Origin of the sequence: Streptomyces sp. LS1784, assembly GCF_020103755.1 — a bacterium.
Classification (GTDB): domain Bacteria; phylum Actinomycetota; class Actinomycetes; order Streptomycetales; family Streptomycetaceae; genus Kitasatospora.
In genome coordinates this window covers 1-15,507 of sequence record NZ_JAHSQD010000154.1, presented here as the reverse complement: position 1 = coordinate 15,507, position 15,507 = coordinate 1, and the positions used below count along the sequence as shown (strand labels likewise).

At 72.2% G+C, this 15,507-nt stretch carries 14 protein-coding genes and 1 pseudogene; 10 read left to right on the top strand and 5 right to left on the bottom strand.

Annotation, left to right across the window (positions count from 1 at the left end; genetic code table 11):
* The first annotated feature begins 6 nt into the window (after positions 1–6).
* The 6 genes from KS423_RS19310 to KS423_RS19285 all read left to right on the top strand — a co-directional run bounded on the left by KS423_RS19310 (position 7) and on the right by KS423_RS19285 (position 7,238).
* Positions 7–1,164: a Dyp-type peroxidase gene (locus tag KS423_RS19310; RefSeq protein WP_374119984.1), complete on the top strand. Its 1,158-nt coding sequence runs from the start codon at positions 7–9 to the stop codon at positions 1,162–1,164.
* A 147-nt stretch (positions 1,165–1,311) separates the two neighbouring features.
* A complete protein-coding gene (gene pheA / locus KS423_RS19305) occupies positions 1,312–2,247 on the top strand; it encodes a prephenate dehydratase (RefSeq protein WP_224280798.1) in 936 nt (311 codons plus the stop codon).
* A gap of 578 nt (positions 2,248–2,825) precedes the next feature.
* Entirely contained in the window at positions 2,826–4,100 is a 1,275-nt protein-coding gene (gene serS, locus KS423_RS19300; protein ID WP_224280797.1) for a serine--tRNA ligase, read from the top strand.
* A gap of 52 nt (positions 4,101–4,152) precedes the next feature.
* Positions 4,153–4,998 (top strand): HAD family hydrolase, encoded by an 846-nt coding sequence (locus KS423_RS19295; protein ID WP_224280796.1) that lies wholly within the window; start codon positions 4,153–4,155, stop codon positions 4,996–4,998.
* Between the two features lie 209 nt (positions 4,999–5,207).
* The gene (locus KS423_RS19290) at positions 5,208–5,930 is read left to right on the top strand and encodes a FadR/GntR family transcriptional regulator (protein ID WP_224280795.1); all 723 of its coding nucleotides are present in this window, start codon (positions 5,208–5,210) and stop codon (positions 5,928–5,930) included.
* A 63-nt stretch (positions 5,931–5,993) separates the two neighbouring features.
* Complete coding sequence (locus tag KS423_RS19285) at positions 5,994–7,238, top strand: MFS transporter (protein ID WP_224280794.1); 1,245 nt, start codon at positions 5,994–5,996, stop codon at positions 7,236–7,238.
* A gap of 120 nt (positions 7,239–7,358) precedes the next feature.
* Here KS423_RS19285 and KS423_RS19280 read toward each other — a convergent pair whose 3' ends face one another.
* The 4 genes from KS423_RS19280 to KS423_RS19265 all read right to left on the bottom strand — a co-directional run bounded on the left by KS423_RS19280 (position 7,359) and on the right by KS423_RS19265 (position 10,939).
* Positions 7,359–8,075, bottom strand: a complete 717-nt coding sequence (locus KS423_RS19280) for an ABC transporter permease (RefSeq protein WP_224280793.1) — start codon at positions 8,073–8,075, stop codon at positions 7,359–7,361.
* 61 nt (positions 8,076–8,136) lie between these two features.
* Positions 8,137–9,054: an ABC transporter ATP-binding protein gene (locus KS423_RS19275; protein WP_224280792.1), complete on the bottom strand. Its 918-nt coding sequence runs from the start codon at positions 9,052–9,054 to the stop codon at positions 8,137–8,139.
* 9 nt (positions 9,055–9,063) lie between these two features.
* Positions 9,064–9,963 (bottom strand): ABC transporter permease, encoded by a 900-nt coding sequence (locus KS423_RS19270; protein WP_224280791.1) that lies wholly within the window; start codon positions 9,961–9,963, stop codon positions 9,064–9,066.
* Complete coding sequence (locus KS423_RS19265) at positions 9,947–10,939, bottom strand: ABC transporter ATP-binding protein (protein ID WP_224280790.1); 993 nt, start codon at positions 10,937–10,939, stop codon at positions 9,947–9,949. Before KS423_RS19265 ends, KS423_RS19270 begins: the two co-directional genes overlap by 17 nt.
* Before the next feature lie 214 nt (positions 10,940–11,153).
* On the opposite strand from KS423_RS19265, the gene KS423_RS19260 reads away from it, so the two are divergent.
* From KS423_RS19260 to KS423_RS19245, 4 genes are read left to right on the top strand one after another with little or no spacing between them, the layout of a single operon-like run.
* Positions 11,154–11,597, top strand: a complete 444-nt coding sequence (locus KS423_RS19260; RefSeq protein WP_224280789.1) for a hypothetical protein — start codon at positions 11,154–11,156, stop codon at positions 11,595–11,597.
* A gap of 13 nt (positions 11,598–11,610) precedes the next feature.
* Positions 11,611–13,893, top strand: a complete 2,283-nt coding sequence (locus KS423_RS19255) for a hypothetical protein (RefSeq protein WP_224280788.1) — start codon at positions 11,611–11,613, stop codon at positions 13,891–13,893.
* Complete coding sequence (locus tag KS423_RS19250; RefSeq protein ID WP_224280787.1) at positions 13,890–14,504, top strand: hypothetical protein; 615 nt, start codon at positions 13,890–13,892, stop codon at positions 14,502–14,504. Before KS423_RS19255 ends, KS423_RS19250 begins: the two co-directional genes overlap by 4 nt.
* Complete coding sequence (locus KS423_RS19245) at positions 14,501–15,028, top strand: hypothetical protein (RefSeq protein WP_224280786.1); 528 nt, start codon at positions 14,501–14,503, stop codon at positions 15,026–15,028. The genes KS423_RS19250 and KS423_RS19245 overlap by 4 nt, the downstream gene beginning before the upstream one ends.
* A gap of 28 nt (positions 15,029–15,056) precedes the next feature.
* Here the strand turns inward: KS423_RS19245 and KS423_RS19240 are convergent.
* Positions 15,057–15,507: pseudogene (locus tag KS423_RS19240) on the bottom strand (hypothetical protein); the annotation flags it as partial.

Below are 15,507 nucleotides of genomic sequence, written 5' to 3'. Positions count from 1 at the left end.
GTCGCCGTGGACGGGCGGCCCGGCGGGACGGCGGCTGCGGCGGGCCCGTCCGGTCGGGCGCTGGGCGCGGCCCGGGTGCCGTTCCGCGGCGAGCACCAGGCCGGGATCACCGACCCGCAACAGGCCAGGGTCCAGCTTGCCGCCTTCGACCTGGCCGAGGGCGTCGGCCGGGACGGGCTGCGCACCCTGCTGCAGCGCTGGACGAAGGCGGCCGATCGGCTGACCGCCGGGGAGCCGGCCGAGGAGTTCGACAACCAGGTCGCGCTGGACGCCGGGCCCTGCTCGCTCACCGTCACGGTCGGCTTCGGCGGCGCGCTGTTCGACAAGGCCGGGCTGGCCGACCGCCGCCCGCCCGGGCTCGAACCGCTGCCCGCCTTCCCCGGCGACGCGCTCGACCCGGCCCGCGGCGACGGCGACCTGTTCGTCCAGATCGGCGCGGACGACGCCCTGGTCGCGGTGCACGCCCTGCGGGTGCTCCAGCGGCTGGCCACCGGTACGGCGGCGCTGCGCTGGCAGTCGGCCGGCTTCGCCCGCACCCCCGGCGCCGCCGCGCAGCCGGTGACCGGACGCAACCTGATGGGCCAGATCGACGGCACCAACAACCCCAGGCCGGACGAGGAGGGCTTCGCCGCCAAGGTGTTCTGCGCCGCCGGCGGCGACCAGCCGGCCTGGCTGACCGGCGGCTCGTACCTGGTGTTCCGGCGGATCCGGATGCTGCTGGACCACTGGGAGGCGCTGCCGGTGGACCGGCAGGAGCGGGTGATCGGGCGGCGCAAGTCGGACGGCGCCCCGCTCGGCGCGCCCGCCGGGGCCGGTGAGCGCTCCCCGGTCGACCTCACCGCGCAGGGCCCGGACGGCACCCTGGCGATCCCGGCCGACGCCCACATCCGGGTCGCCGCCCCGGCGGCCAACGGCGGGGCGGTGATGCTGCGGCGCGGTTTCTCGTACCACGACGGGCTGTCGCCGGACGGCTCGCCGGACGCCGGGCTGCTCTTCCTCGCCTTCCAGACCGACCCGCGCAGGGGCTTCATCCCCGTGCAGCGCAAGCTCTCCCGAGGCGACGGCCTGTCCCGCTTCCTGCGGCACGAGGCCGGCGGCCTGTACGCGCTGCCGCCGAGTGCGCCGCCCGGCGGCTACCTCGGCCAGCAGTTGTTGGAGGGGTAGTTCCCCGGGGGTTCGAAGAAGGACCCCCGGGATTCACCGCCGCGGTCCCGGCCTCTGGAACGCTTTCCTGCCGGGGCCGCGGAATCGTTATCGTGACTGCTTCGGCTCACTCTGCCCGCGCAGCACCGAGATCCCCACGGAGGCGTCATGTCGGCCACCCGCTACACCTACCTCGGACCGGCCGGCACGTTCACCGAGGCGGCCCTGCACACCCTGCCCGAGGCGGCGACCCGGGAGCTGGTGCCGCTGTCCTCGGTGGCGCTGGCGCTGGACGCGGTGCGCGGCGGGGAGGCGGCCGGGGCGTTCGTCCCGATCGAGAACTCGGTGGAGGGCGCGGTCACCGCGACCAACGACGAACTGGCCTCCGGCGCACCGCTGATGATCTACCGTGAGGTGCTGCTGCCGATCACCTTCGCGCTGCTGGTGCGGCCGGGCACCGAGCTGTCCGGGGTCAAGACGGTGACCAGCCACCCGGTGGCCCAGCCGCAGGTGCGCCGCTGGCTGGCGGCCAACCTGCCGGAGGCGAGCTGGGAGTCGGCCGCCTCCAACGCGGACGGCGCCCGGCTGGTCGCCGAGGGCCGTTACGACGGCGCGTTCGCGGGCGAGTTCGCGGCGCCGGTCTACGGGCTGGAGCCGCTGGTCAAGGACATCGCGGACGCGAAGAGCGCGGCCACCCGGTTCGTCCTGGTCGGCCGCCCGGGGCGGGTCTCCTCGCCGACCGGCGCGGACAAGACCTCGATGGTGGTCTGGCTGCCGGACGATCACCCGGGTGCTCTGCTGGAGCTGCTCCAGGAGTTCGCGGTGCGCGGGGTCAACCTGATGCGGATCGAGTCCCGCCCGACCGGCGAGGGCATGGGCAGCTACTGCTTCCTGATCGACTGCGAGGGCCACCTGTCCGAGCGCCGGGTCGGCGAGGCGATGATGGGGCTCAAGCGGATCTGCCCGCAGGTGCGGTACCTCGGCTCCTATCCGCGCGCCGACCGGCAGCAGTCCACCCACCGGCGGCCGGGGACCTCGGACGCGGATTTCACCTCGGCGGCGGACTGGCTCTCCCGCGCGCTCGACGGCCGCGGGGACATCTGAAGCCCGCGGGGCGTCCGCAGCCCGCGGGCCGGCTGAAGCCCTCGGGACATCCGGACTCCTCCGGACATCCTGGCTACATCTTTTGTCTTTCCGACCTTTTCCGACAGTTTCGGACCGGGCCGATCAGGCGGGGCGGGCGGCCCCACCCGTCATCCACAGGGGCCCGGAGCCGGAGACCGCTGTCCACAGGGCTCTCCGCTGTCCACAGCCGGAAGTTATCCACAGGCCTGGGGATGAGTCGACAAACCGGTATAGCCATTGCTCAGAACAGGTCGGACCATCGGTTTGCGTCGCAGAGATGACCAATCGGGCCAGAGTCACCCGGTTGCCAGCAAATCACCCGTCCGAGTGCTTCAATTCCCTCACTCGGGAAGGTGGATCGAGGTTTGAAACCTCAATCCCCTGGTTCGTTCACGCGGAAGGCGATCCTCCCTTTTGATCCACAGGCCCGGGGCCGGGCCTGTGGATAACCCGGCGACGGAGAGTTCCCCACACGGGTTATCCACAGGCCCGGGTGAGTTATCCCCAGGGGAAAAGCCGTACCGGTGAAGGAACGGTCTCCCGGTACGCTTGGGCCTGTGATTGACCTTCGCCTGCTCCGTGAGGACCCTGACCGAGTGCGCGCCTCGCAGCGCGTCCGTGGCGAGGACGTCGACCTGGTCGACGCCCTCCTCTCCGCCGACGAGCGGCGCCGGTCCTCGGGCAGCCGCTTCGACGAACTGCGCAACGAGCAGCGGGTGCTCGGCAAGCAGGTCGCCCAGGCCAAGGGCGACGAGAAGGCCGCCCTGCTCCAGCGCACCAAGGACCTGGCCGCCGAGGTCAAGGCCGCCGACGCCGAGCAGAGCGCGGCCAAGGAGGAGGCCGACCGCCTGCTCCGCTCGCTGGCGAACCTCATCGACCCGGCCGCCCCGGTCGGCGGCGAGGAGGACTTCGTCACCCTTGAGGAGATCGGCACCCCGCGCGACTTCGCCGCCGAGGGCTTCGAGCCCCGCGACCACGTCGAGCTGGGCCAGATCCTCGGCGCGATCGACACCGAGCGCGGCGCCAAGGTCGCCGGTGCCCGCTCCTACTACCTGACCGGCGTCGGCGCGCTGCTGGAGCTCGCCCTGGTCAACATGGCGATCGCCCAGGCCACCGCGGCCGGCTTCACCCCGATGATCACCCCGACCCTGGTCCGCCCGGCCGCCATGGACGGCACCGGCTTCCTCGGCCAGGCCGCCGAGAACGTGTACCACCTCGCCGAGGACGACCGGTACCTGGTCGGCACCAGCGAGGTCCCGCTCGCGGCGTACCACATGGACGAGATCCTCGACGCCGACAAGCTGCCGCTGCGCTACGCCGGCTACTCGTCCTGCTTCCGCCGCGAGGCCGGCACCTACGGCAAGGACACCCGCGGCATCATCCGCGTCCACCAGTTCGAGAAGGTGGAGATGTTCGTCTTCACCACCCCCGAGGACGCGGAGAACGAGCACCGCCGCCTGCTCCAGTGGGAGAAGGACTTCCTCAACGCGCTGGAGCTGCCGTACCGGGTGATCGACGTCGCCTCCGGCGACCTCGGCGCCTCGGCCGCGCGCAAGTTCGACATCGAGGCGTGGATCCCCACCCAGGGCAAGTACCGCGAGGTCACCTCGACCTCCAACACCACCGAGTACCAGGCCCGCCGGCTGTCGATCCGGATGCGCGAGGAGGGCAAGACCCGCCCGCTCGCCACCCTGAACGGCACCCTGGTCGCCGTCCCCCGCACCATCGTGGCGATCCTGGAGAACCACCAGCAGGCCGACGGCTCGGTCGTCGTGCCCGAGGCGCTGCGGCCGTTCCTCGGCGGGCGGGCCGTCCTCGAACCGGTCAAGTAACCCGGTCCGCACCGCCCAGCACGACCTGCAACTCCCGGGAGACGTACGGCCCATGAGCACCATCAGCCCCAGCCCCGCCTCCCCCGACGGTGGCGACCTGCCCTACCGGCTGGTCGCCACCGACCTCGACGGCACCCTGCTCACCAGCGGGGAGACCGTCTCCGAGCGCACCCGCGCCGCCCTCGCCGCGGCCACCGGCGCGGGCGCGCTGCACATCATCGTCACCGGGCGCTCGGCCGTCTGGGCCCGCCCGATCTTCGACGAGATCGGCTACACCGGGATAGCGGTCTGCGGCCAGGGCGCCCAGGTGTACGACGCCGGCGCGCACAAGCTGCTCACCTCGCTCACCCTGGACCGGCGGCTCGCCGCGATCGCGATCGAGAAGATCGAGGCCCGGACCGGCCCGCTCGCCATCGCCGCCGGCCAGGACGGCCTCGACGGCCAGGTGCTGGCCGGCCCCGGCTACGAGCTGCTGATCGGCTCCGACCTGCCGGTCGTCCGGGTCGAGCGCAGCGAGCTGTTCGACGCTCCGCTCAGCAAGCTGTACATCCAGCACCACGCCCTCACCGACGACGCCCTCGCCGAGGCCGCCCGGCACGCCGCCGGCGACCTGGTCGGCGTGGTGATGGCCGGCGCCGGCGTGGTCGAGCTGCTCCCGCTCGGCCTGTCCAAGGCCACCGGCCTGGCCGTCGCCGCCCGCCGCCTCGGCGTCCGCGCCGCCGACACCATCGCCTTCGGCGACATGCCCAACGACGTCCCGATGTTCGGCTGGGCCGCCCACGGCGTCGCCATGGCCAACGCCCACGAGGAACTCCTCGCCGTCGCCGACGCCGTCACCACCAGCAACGACGAGGACGGCGTCGCCGCGGTCCTGGAGCGCCTCTACCCGCAGCGCTGACGCCTCCGGCGGGGCCGACCGCGGGCCCGCGGGCCCCCGTCCTCCGCGCTGCGGCCTTCCGCCGCGCGCAGTGCCCCGAGCGGCCCGGCCCGGAGGGCCGGTCGGGTGTTCATGTGCTGTTCAGGGGTGGGTTGTAGGATGACCGGGCAAGCAGTTGTAGGATGACCGACGACCGATGATGGCGTGTGCGGTGGGAAGGGAGGTCCGGCATGAGCGGCGGTTTGCAGGCGGCCGGGCGGCGCTCCCTGGTGGACACCGCGATCGAGCAGTTGCGGGAGCAGCTGGCGGGTGGGGCGTGGCCGGTGGGGTCGCGGATTCCCACCGAGCACGAGCTGGCCGAGCAGCTGCACGTCGGGCGGAACACCGTCCGGGAGGCGATCCGGGTGCTGGTGCACGCCGGAATGCTGGTCTCCCGGCAGGGCGAGGGGACGTTCGTCCGCTCCACCAGCGACCCGGCGTCCGTGCTGCGCGGCGTCCAGCGCTCGGGCATCCGGGACGTCCTGGAGGTCCGAGCGGCGCTGGAGACCGAGGGCGCCCGACTGGCCGCGCTGCGGCACACTCCCGAGGACATCCGGCGGATGCGCGCCGCGCTGGCCCGTGAGGCCGAGGTGTTCGCGGCGCACCCCGAGCGGGCGAGCCGCGAGGCCACCGTCGAGCACGACCTGGAGTTCCACACCGCCGTCGTCGAGGCCGCGCACAACCCCGCGCTGGCCGAGGTGTACCGCTACTTCGGCGCCTCCGTACGCGAGGCGATGACCTCCGCCTTCGGCGACCACGACATGCCCGAGGCGGTCGTGGCCACCCACGAGGCGCTGGTCGAAGCGATCGAGGGCGGTGACCCGGACCGGGCCGAGGCGGCGTGCCGTGCGCTGCTCGCCGGCCCGACCGCGGCCGTCGAGCAGCTGCTCGCGGCCATCGCGGCCCGGAAGTAGGACGGCGCGAGCCTCCCTTCCGCCGTCCGCATCCACGCACATTCACGAAAGATCAGCACACCCATGGCCGTCACCCGTGCCCAGCAGCCGGTTGTCACCACTCCTGCCCCGCTCCCCGTCCGCTCGCGGCTGGCCCATCCGCTCCTGCTGCTGACCGGCATCGTGCTGGTCGCGCTGAACATGCGCGCCTGCCTGGCGGCGGTCTCCCCGATGGTCGGCGAGATCCAGCGGACCTTCGGCCTGTCCGCCACCGCGAGCGGGCTGATCACCACCGTTCCGGTGCTGTTCCAGGGCGTCGGCGCCCCGCTCACCCCCCGGCTGACCCGCCGTTTCGGCGCCGAGCGGGTGGTGCTCGGCGCGGTGCTGGTGCTCGGCGCGGGCGTGCTGCTGCGGGTGCTGCCGTCGGTGACGGCCCTGTACGCGGGCTGCGTGGTGATCGGCGTGGCGATCGCGGTGCTGAACGTGTCGATGCCGGGCCTGGTCAAGCGCGAGTTCCCGGACCGCGCGGCCACCATGACCGGCGTCTATTCGACCACCATGCTGGTCGGCGCCACGCTCGCGGCCGGCACCTCCGTCCCGCTGGAGCACGCGCTCGGCGGCGGCTGGCGGGCCTCGCTGGGCGCCTGGTCGCTGCTCGCGCTGATCGCGGCGGTGGCCTGGCTGCCGCAGGTGCTGCGCTCCCGCCAGGAGCAGCACCTGGGAGCGGCGGCCGCGGCCGGCGCGCCGACCAGGCCGATCGAGGGCATCTGGAAGTCCCCGCTGGCCTGGCAGATCAGCCTCTTCATGGGCATCTCGTCGCTGCTGGTCTACACCCTCGTCGCGTGGATGCCGACCATCCTGGCCGACCACGGCATGGAGCGCGGCCAGGCCGGTCTGGTCTTCGCCTTCTCCAACCTGGTGCAGGTGGCGGGCGCCTTCCTGGTGCCGCTGATGGCTGGCCGGATGACCAGCCAGCGCGCGCTGGCGGTGACCATGGCCGCCCTGAACGGGCTGGGCATCGCCCTGCTGCTGGTCGCGCCGGTCTCCGCCGCGTGGGTGTCGGCGACCATCCTCGGTGTGGCCCAGGGCGGTTCGCTGGGTCTGGGCCTGGCGTTCATCGTGCTGCGCACCCGCACCGCGGCCGGTGCCGCCCAGCTGGGCGGGATGTCGCAGGCGATCGGCTACCTGGTGGCGGCGGCCGGCCCGGTGGGCGCGGGCGCACTGCACCAGCTGACCGGCGGCTGGGAGGCCACCCTGGTGCTGATGCTGGTGCTGGTCCTGGTGGTCGGCGCGGCCGGCTGGGGCGCGGGCCGCAACCGCACCCTCTGAGCCGCACTCCCGCACGTCCGCGAGACCCGGGTGCAGCGAGCCCCGGACGCCTTCACGGGCGTCCGGGGCTCGCTGCCGTACCGGGTCCGGTGCCCTACGGGGCTCCGCGCCGTACCGGGCTCACTCCTCGCCGGCGAGGGTCATCCCGGCCAGCTTCACCGAGGCGAACACCGTCGCCGCGACCGTGACCACCAGCAGCAGCGGCACGGCGGCCCCGAGCGAGACGTCCGAGCTGATCGCGTTCTGTCCGGCGACCGCCTCGGCCACCGAGCGGCCCCACTGCTGGACACTCAGCGTCCGGGCGCCCTCGACGAAGTTGCCGACCGTCGACTCCCAGATCAGGGCGTACGCCAGCCCGGCGACCACCGCGTGCCGGGTGACCACGCCGAGCAACAGGAACAGCGCGCTGTACGCGGCCCCGGCGACCAGCACCGCCACGGTGTAGCCGAGCGCCACGCCGTCCTGGGTGCCGACCAGCAGCAGCCCGGCCAGCAGCGTCGGGACGACCGAGAACAGCCAGGTGACGCCGATCGCGACGGCCAGCTTGGTGGTGATGATCCGCCACCGGGGCAGCGGCTTGGCGAGCAGGTAGACGATCGAGCCGTCGTCGATCTCGTTGGCGATCACCCCGGTGCCGACCACCAGCCCGAGGATCGGGATCAGGGTGCCGAGGCCGAGGGCGCCGAGGATGTTGCCGGCCATGTCGTGCCGGTCGGCGCTGGACACGCTCGCGATGGCCGAGATGACCAGCAGCAGGGCGGGGACCACCAGCAGCAGCAGGCCGCGGCGGCGGCCCAGCAGCCCGCGCAGGGTCAGCCTGGCGACGGTGGGGTTCATGGTCGGTCGGCCCCTTCCTGGGCAACAACGGCCTGGGCAACAACGGTCCTGGCGGCGGTACTCACGCGGAGACCAGGTACGAGAAGACACTCTCCAGCGATTCGTCCGCCGGGGAGACGGTGTACAGCCGGATGCCGGCCTCCCGGGCGACCCTGGGCAGCAGGGTGGTGAAGCCCTGGAAGTTCACCGCTTCGATCCGCAGCGCCCGTTCCCGGTCGTCCACCTCGATGCCGGTGGTGGAGCCGTCGGCGATCAGCGCGGCGGCGAGCCGGCGGTCGTCGCTGGAACGGACCAGGTAGCGGTGCGGGCGGTCGGTCATCAGCCGGCGGATCTTGCGGAAGTCGCCCGAGGCGGCGTGCCGTCCGGCGACCACCACCTCGATGTGCCGGGCCAGCTGCTCGACCTCCTCCAGGATGTGGGAGGAGAACAGCACGGTCCGGCCGTCCTCGCCGAAGCGGCGCAGCAGGTCCATCAGCTGGAGCCGCTGGCGCGGGTCCATGCCGTTGAAGGGCTCGTCGAGCAGCAGCACGGACGGGTCGTGGACCAGCGCGGAGGCCATCTTGACCCGCTGCTTCATGCCCTTGGAGTAGGTGCCGGTGCGGCGGTCCTTGGCGTAGGCCATCTCCACCAGGTCCAGCGCGCGGCGGGCGGCGGCGCCCGGCTGGGGCAGGCCGTGCAGTTCGGCGTTGGCGAGGACGAACTCCCAGCCGGTCAGGTAGTCGTACATCGACTCCCGCTCGGGCACCAGGCCGATCTGCTTGTACACCTGCTGGTTGCGCCAGATCGGCGCGCCGTCCAGGGTGACGGAGCCGCTGGAAGGGGCCAGGAAGCCGCTCATCATGTGGATGAGGGTGGACTTGCCCGCCCCGTTGGGACCGAGCAGGCCGGTGATGCCCGGGCCGATGGCCATGGTGATGTCGTTGACCGCGACCACGTTCCCGAACCAGCGGGAGACCTTGTCGATGCTGATGGTGGCCATGTCGCCCTCTCACACGTTCCGATAGCGGCGCAGCAGCAGCCGGTACGAGCCGGCCACCATGGTCACCGCGACGAGCGCGAACACCGCCGTTCCGAGGCCGCCCGGCGCGTGCCGGCGGTCGAGCCCCCCGCCGAGGCCGAACACCTCGTTGACCAGGGACTCCACCAGGTCGGTGGGCGAGATCAGCGACATCCACTGCGCGGCGTCGGAGCCGGTCGTGCTGGGGTTGCTGATCCCGACCGCGGCCGCTCCCAGCGCGGCGCTGACCGCCAGGTAGCCCATGATGGCGGCCACCCCGAAGCCCCGGCGCGGGGTGGCGGCCGCGATCACCACGGCCACCGAGGTCGGCACCAGGGCGTACAGCACGGCCGCGACCAGGCCGTACAGGAAGTGCCCGGTGTTGTGCGCGAAGTCCATCCCGCCGAGCAGCGCGCCGACGTACAGCACCAGCAACGGGGCCACCATCAGCAGCAGTTGGGCGCAGACCATGGCGCCGAACTTGGCCCTGACGTAGTCGGTGCGGGTGATCGGGCGGGAGAAGTAGAGCGGGACGGTCTGGTAGCGCAGGTCCCGGGAGAGCAGCACCGGCGCCTGGGAGGCGAGGAAGACCGAGACCACCAGGCTGAGCATGGAGAGGTAGCCCGCGTACTCGACCGGCAGCTCGTCGCGCTTCATCACGACCGAGAGCGCCACCATGATCAGCGCCGGCACGGTGATCACGCCCAGCACCAGCATCGGCAGCACCTTGGACTTGCCGGAGCGCCCGAGGCCGTACGCGGCGCGCAGGCTCTGGGTGAAGAGCGCGCGGGTGGCGTAGGAACGGCCGAGCCGGGGACCGGTGTAGCCGCGGTAGCCGATGTCGTGGATGACGCCGGTGTCGGCGGACCTGGTCTCAGGAGGCAGCGACATCGTTCGTCCCTCCCCTGCTGTCCTGCGGGGCCTGGGCGTCCCGCTCGTGGGCGTCGGTGAAGAGCTCGGCGACCCGGTGGCGGCGCTGCTCCAACCGGACCAGGCCGAGACCGAGTTCGGCGACGGCGTCGCGGATGGTGTCGTACGTCGAGTCGTCGGCCAGCCGGACCAGCAGCTGGTGCGAGCCCTCCGGCTGGACGGACAGGCCGGCCGCGGCGAGCCGCTCGCGGACCGCCGGGCCCGGCTCCAGGCCGTGGTCCTCCGGGTGGTCGCTGACCTCGACCGCGAGGACGGCCGTCGCCTCGGTGAAGGAGGCGGTGGAGGAGGAGCGCAGCAGCTTGCCGCCGTCGATCACGACCAGGTGGTCGCAGGTCCGCTCCAGCTCGCCGAGCAGGTGGGTGGTGACCAGCACCGAGATGCCGAAGTCGGTGTGCACCCGGCGGATCAGGCCCAGCATCTCGTCCCGGCCGGCCGGGTCGAGGCCGTTGGTCGGCTCGTCCAGCAGCACCAGCTTCGGGTCGTGCACCAGTGCCTGGGCGAGCTTGACCCGCTGCTTCATGCCGGTCGAGTAGCCGCCCATCGGGCGGTACCGCTCCTCGTAGAGGCCGACGTGCCGCAGGGTGTCCGCGGTGCGCTCACGGGCGGCGGTGGCGGGCAGGCCCGCCATCCGGGCCATGTGCACCACGAACTCGGTCGCGGAGACGTCCGGTGGCAGGCAGTCGTGCTCGGGCATGTAGCCGACCTGCGCGCGGATCTCGGAGCCCCGGGTGGCGACGTCCAGGCCGAGGACCTCGCCCCGGCCGGAGGTCGCCGGGGCGAGCCCGAGCAGGATCTTGATCAGGGTGGACTTGCCCGCGCCGTTGGCCCCGACCAGACCGACCACACCCGGCCGCACCTCGACGGTGAGCTGGTCGAGGGCGGTGACGCGGGGAAACCTCTTGGTGAGGCCGTCCGTCTTGATGACAGCTGTGGACACGGCACCAACGTAACGGTCTTGTGCGGCAAGGGCCATGGGCTCGAATGACGAGCCCGTCTGCTGCTGCGGTATGACGCCGGGCCCCCTCCCCCCTAGGGGTTCGGCAAAAGCGGAACCCGCCTGTACCCTTTGTCGAACTCTTTGCGTACTTGCCGAATTCTTTGCCGACGGGGGTGCCGGAACAGCGTGCCGGCACGGGAGGGGATCGATCGACATGTCTGATCGGGCGACCGCGTTCGACCGCATGATGAACCCTTGGGCCTACGACGCGGACGGGAACCTGACCGCTCAGGCCCGCGCCCAGGAGGCGGCCCGCACACAGATCAACTCGGCCTCGGCGTCGGGCGGCGGAGGCGGCGGGGGCGGGGGCGGCTTCAGCGCCGACCCCAACGCGCTCACCACCGCGGGGAACAGCTCCGACCAGATCCACGCGCGCCTCAACACCGACGGCCGGGGCGCCGACGAGGCCACCACCAAGGTCTCCACCTCGCTCGCCAACTGGAGCACCGGCAAGGCCGCGGCGGGCGCCGTCGGCACCTGGGACCAGTGCGTCGCCGCCCTCGGCGCCACCATCGGGCAGACCACCCAGGCGCTGCGCGCCACCGCCACCAACTACCGCCAGAACGAGTCGGCCGTCCAGCACGACCTCGGCGCCTGAGAGGACAGCTGCAATGGTCGACTTCCACGAACTCAGCACCGCCGACTTCGGCGTCCTGGACACCGCCGCCACCGCCTGGACCACCGTCGCCCAGAAGCTCCAGGCGATGGACGGCGACTGGGACACCACGGTCATAGCCAAGGTCAACTCCGCCTGCTGGACCGGCCCTTCGGCCGACCAGGCCCGCCCCGGCCTCCAGCGCACCAACGAGCAGCTGACCGCCGCCGTCACCGAGGCCAACGCCTTCGCCTCGACCTTCACGGAGGCGTCGACCGAGTTCAAGGCGGCGAAGACCAAGCTCGACAAGGCGGTCGCGGACACCCGGACGGCCGGACTGACCGTCACCGACAACGGCACCGTGAGCTGGCCCCCGGCCGACAACGAGACCCGGCACGACTACGAGGCCTACCGGGATTACCAGAAGGAGTGGGGCGACAAGGCGGGGGCCGCCCGCAAGGCGATCGACGCGGCGGTCGCGGAGGCCACCGCCGCCGACGAGCGGATCGCCTGGGCGCTGCGCTCCGACAGCATGACCGACGGGCAGAAGTCCTTCAACGGCAAGGCCATCGGCGGCGGCCCGGAGGCGGACGGCAAGCGCGCCGCCCAGCTCGCGGCCAGGGGCGGTGACATATCCGATCCCGAACTCACCGAGCTGAACTCACTGTTGGCCGCGCACGGCAACGACCCGAAGTTCTCCACCAAGTTCTACCAGGACCTCGGCCCGGACGGCCTGATCAAGTCCTGGAACAGCATGGTCGGCGACCCGGCGCACCCCCGCGACGACAAGTCCCCGCGCTGGAAGGCCTACGAGGAACTCCAGAAGAACCTCGGGCTCAGCCTGGCCACCGCCACCCGCACCACCACCGAGCCGCACCTGTCGGACGAGTGGGCCGCAGCGCTGCGCAAGGCCGGCTCCCAGCCGGTCTGGGACAAGCCCTACCGGGCCTCCGGCCTGGACTACGTGCCGTACGGCTACCAGGTGCTCTCCGGCATCCTGATGAACGGGAACTACGACGCCCACTTCATCAACCCGATCGCCGAGCACGTCACCCAGCTCGACACCCAGGACAGGTACTGGCCGGCCCCGCCGCCCGGCTCCAAGATCCACGGTTTCAACCTGACCGGGGGCGACGAGGCGGGCTCCGGCTTCCGCCCCACCACCGCCGTCCTGGAGGCGCTCGCGCACAGCCCGGAGGCGGCCAACAAGTTCTTCACCGAACAGCCGACCGCGTACAACGAGGACGGCACGGTCAACAAGGGCGGCAAGCCCAAGCCCTCGGACTACTTCGACTACTACGCCCACGACAAGGACTGGATCCCGGACACCACCTCGCGGGACTCCAAGGTGTGGGACGCGAGCAAGCAGGCCGGACCGGCCGCCTTCGGCCGCGCCCTGGAGGCGGCCACCACCGGCCACCCGTACGACGAGCCGGGCCCCGTTCCGCCGGACAGGCACACCACCGAGCAGGCCGACCTGATGAAGCGGGTCGTGGACACCTTCGGCCGGCACGGCGACGACGGGGGGCTGGACGACATCAAGGGCGACGGCAAGCTCGCCGCCATGCGGGGCAGCCTCGGGCACATGAGCGCCGAGTACATCGGGGACATCCAGAACGCCCTCTCCCATACCCATGCGCTGCCCGTCAACGGCTCCCCGGCCAATCTCGGCAAGTCCAGCGTGGCCGGCCTGCTGGACGCGCTCGGACGGGATCCGGAGTCCTACGGCGCCGTGGTCAACGCCAACCAGGCGTACACCACCGCCCTCATCCGCGGCCACATGGACGGCGGGCAGACCGACTTCGCCCGGCTCAACGTCGACATCGACAACATCGCCCACGCCGGCGGGATCGCCAGCGGCATCCTCAACGAGGCTCGGGTCGACGAGGTGCACTACCAGCACGCCAAGTCCGACAAGGAGTTCAACGAGGCGCTGGAGAAGAACGTCGGCTACGCCAAGGACGCCTTCAACAGCGTCATCGGCACGGTGACCGAGAAGGTACCGGTCGGCGGCGAGATCGCGGGGAAGATCGTCGACTCGATCGCCGAGAGCGTGATCGAGGCCAACAAGCAGGACACCACGGCAGCCGGCCAGCAGACCGCACGCAACGACGATGCCGATGCCCAGAACCAGGCGGTGGGAGGCGTCAAGCAGGCCGTCAAGGACGCCGGCAGCGGCTCCGGGATGAGCCTTGAGGACATCGAGCGCCTCGCCGAGAGCGCCGGGAAGAGCGTGATGGACGGCTACAACGGCGGCGTCACGAACAACCACTCCGCCAACGCGAAGGGCAGCGCGTGAAGGATCTCGCGGCTCGGTGGATCCGCTTCCTGGCGAACCGGTGGGCGTGGCGCCTCGACAGCCGCTGGTGGCTTCCCCGCTTGCTGGTCCTGGCGGTGGCGGCCGCCGGGTTCGTCGGCTACCGGGACTGGCAGGGACACCGTCCCACCGACCCGCCCGGCCGCGCCGCCCACCTCTGCAGGATGCCCACCGGCCCCGACACCCCGCTCGGGCGGCTGCTGCCCAACGGCGAGCAGGACGTGGAGGAGCAGACGAAGTCCTACATCGGCCGCGACCCGCAGACCTGCGTCATCCGGGTCGACGGGCGCACCGCGATCACCTTCACGTCCGTCGGGCACAAGGGTGAGCTCGCCCTGACCTCCGAGGCCGCCAAGCGCCCGGACGCGCGCAGCTTCGACATCGCCGGCCTCGGCTCGTCGTGGCCGGGCGGCACTGCCGTGGCCGCGAGCTGTCTGGGCGGGAGGTACCGCTCGAACGACTACATCCAGTTGGAGGTCGCCACCGGAGAGGCCGCCCGCACCCCCGACGACTCCGGCGACGGCGTCCGGGCCGAACTCGAACAGCTCACCCGGGCCGCACTGGTGGAGGCGAGGAAGGACCTGTGCTCATGAAGCGATCCCAGGCACTGCTGGCCGGCGGAACGGCGCTGCTGCTCGGCGGCGGCCTGCTCGGCTGGCACCTGTACCTCGACCACACCGAGTACCGGCCGCCGGCCGTGGCCCTGTCACACGGAGAGTGCCGGGGCCTGCTCGACGACCCGGGGATCGCCGAGCTGTTGGGCCGCGCCCCCCGGGTCTTCGCGACCACGGAGTACGTGCCGGCGACGGCCGAGGCCAAGCCTTCCCTGCACTGCCGGATCTCTGGAGAGGACGGACGGTCCCTGGCCGCCGACGCGGAGTTCGGAGATGTGAGGTCCGGCGGCGACAGCCTCGGAGCAGCCGCCTTCGGTTGCTCGGTGAACGGCCGGACCGAGGTCTACCGGGCGGTCCTCCGGATCACCGCGAAGGGCAGAAAACCCTTCCCCGACGGACCCGGCCGGGAGCGGATGGGCGAGCTGGCGAGCGGCTTCGCCAAGCGGGCCGCCGAGCAGCAGCTCGGCTGCGCGGGCGGCGCCGAGCAGCTCGAAGCGATGTGAGCCGACCGGCGCCGGGAGCGGCGCGGGATCAGCTGTGGGCGCGCTCCCACAGCTCGGTGACCTTGCCGGAGGCGTCGATCGCCACCTTGTAGTCGCCGGCCGAGCAGGGGTACGAGCCCTTGTCGCTGAGCGGCGTGGCGAGGCACTCGTTGACGTGCTTCACCAGGTCGGCCAGGTTGACGTCCTTCGGCGGGGCCAGCACCGAGCTCAGGTGGCCCTTGGCGGTGGGCGCGAACGGGGCGCTCTTGTCCGCGCCGACCGGCTCGAAGACGACGTCGTTCACGCCGCAGGCGTCCTTGGTCTCCTTGTAGACCAGGGTCGTCGCACTGGTGCCCTTCGCCGGGTACACCCACTTCTGCCCGGCGGGCAGCGGCTCGTGGGTGCAGAAGCCCTCCGGCTCGCCGGCCGCGGACGGCTTGCCCGTCGCGGCGGGCTTGCCGGTCCCCGCGGGCTTGCCGCTCGGCGCCGGGCTCCCGGCG